Origin of the sequence: Roseomonas rosulenta, from assembly GCF_016106005.1 — a bacterium.
Lineage (GTDB): Bacteria > Pseudomonadota > Alphaproteobacteria > Acetobacterales > Acetobacteraceae > Neoroseomonas > Neoroseomonas rosulenta.
In genome coordinates this window covers 1-1,399 of record NZ_JACADR010000527.1, presented here as the reverse complement: position 1 = coordinate 1,399, position 1,399 = coordinate 1, and the positions used below count along the sequence as shown (strand labels likewise).

The window sequence follows — 1,399 nt, the reverse complement described above, 5'->3', positions numbered from 1 at the left end:
GCCGGCAGCCGCGCCAGCCGCCGGCCGCCGGCCAGCCGGCCCAGCCGCCCGAACCCACCGGCGCCGAGCCTGTGGCCGAGATCGTCGAACCGCGCTTCGAGGCGCTGCGTGCCTCGGCCGGCGACCCGATCGATGGCGTGCTACGCATCGTCAACGACCTGTTCGTGCAGGTGCAGCGCCTGGCCACCGCGCCGCCCGGCACGGTGCCGGCGCAGGCCGCGGGGCTCGATCCCGGGCAGCGGCTGCAGGCAGAGGCGGCGCGCCAGCCGCTGCCGCTCAGCCGCTGGCTGAATTCCATGGTGGGGGCCACCAACGTCGCGCGTGGCGGCGGTGCGAAGGCGGCGCTGGCGGCCGCGGCGGCGCAGCAGCTCGCCCCCTTCTGCCGCGGGCTCGACCAGCGCTTCCCCTTCAACATCAACGGCGAGGACCTTCCGGTCGACGACTTCATGCGCCTGTTCGGCCCGGGCGGCGTGTTCGACCAGTTCTTCACGCAGAACGTGCGGCAGTATGTCGACACCACCCAGACGCCCTGGCGTCCGATGGCGACCGATGGCCTGCCGCCGCCGATCAGCGCGGCCGACCTGATGCAGTTCCAGCGCGCGGTGGCGATCCGCACGGCCTTCTTTCCGGCGGCATCCTCGCTCGGCCTGCGGTTCGAGCTCGTGCCGCGCGGGATGGATCCGGGCGCGCTTTCGGCCGTGCTCGAGTTCGAGGGCACGCGCACCGAGATCGCCCAGGCCGGCTCAGCGCGGCCGATCGCGCTGTCCTGGCCGGCGCGCGGCAACCTGACGCTGTCCTTCGACCCACCATCCTCGGCGGGACCGCTGGCCTATGACGGCGCCTGGTCTGCCATGCGCCTGGTCATGCGCCGCAACTCCACGCTCGCCGCCGCCGGACCCTCGCGGGAGAGGATGCGGCTGCGCGTGGTGCAGGGGGAACGCAGCATGGATTTCGAGCTCCGTGCGGGCAGCGCCCAGCACCCCTTCGGCCTGCCCGAGCTGGCGCAGTTCCGATGCCCGACCCTCGCCCCCTGATGGGCCTCTACGGCAAGGTGCCGGCGCATGGCGATTTCGTGCGCCGGGGCCTGCCATCGAGCTTCGTCACGCCGTGGGATTCCTGGCTCGCGGCCGGTATCGCCGCGGCGCGCGAACAGCTCGGCGCGCAGTGGGAAGGCGCCTGGGACAGCGCGCCGGCCTGGCGCTTCGCCCTGCCGCCCGGCGCCTGCGGGCCCGATGCGGTGGCCGGCGTGATGCTCCCGAGCCAGGACCAGGTCGGGCGGCGCTTTCCGATCACGCTCGCCGCGCTGCTGCCGCCCGGCGCGCCGCCGCCCGATGCCGAGTGGTTCGACGCGCTGGAGGCGGCCGCGCTGGCCGGCCTCGCCGGGCGCGCCGATGCCGAT

Annotated in this window: 2 protein-coding genes; both read left to right on the top strand. The window is 74.7% G+C overall.

The window, feature by feature from the left end; genetic code table 11:
- Positions 1-1,034 (top strand): type VI secretion IcmF C-terminal domain-containing protein (locus tag HW578_RS26575; protein ID WP_304621654.1); only part of this gene is annotated, 1,034 nt, incomplete at its 5' end.
- On the top strand, positions 1,013-1,399 hold a 387-nt coding region (gene tagF, locus HW578_RS26570; protein WP_198373699.1), incomplete at its 3' end, for a type VI secretion system-associated protein TagF. The genes HW578_RS26575 and tagF, both read left to right, overlap by 22 nt.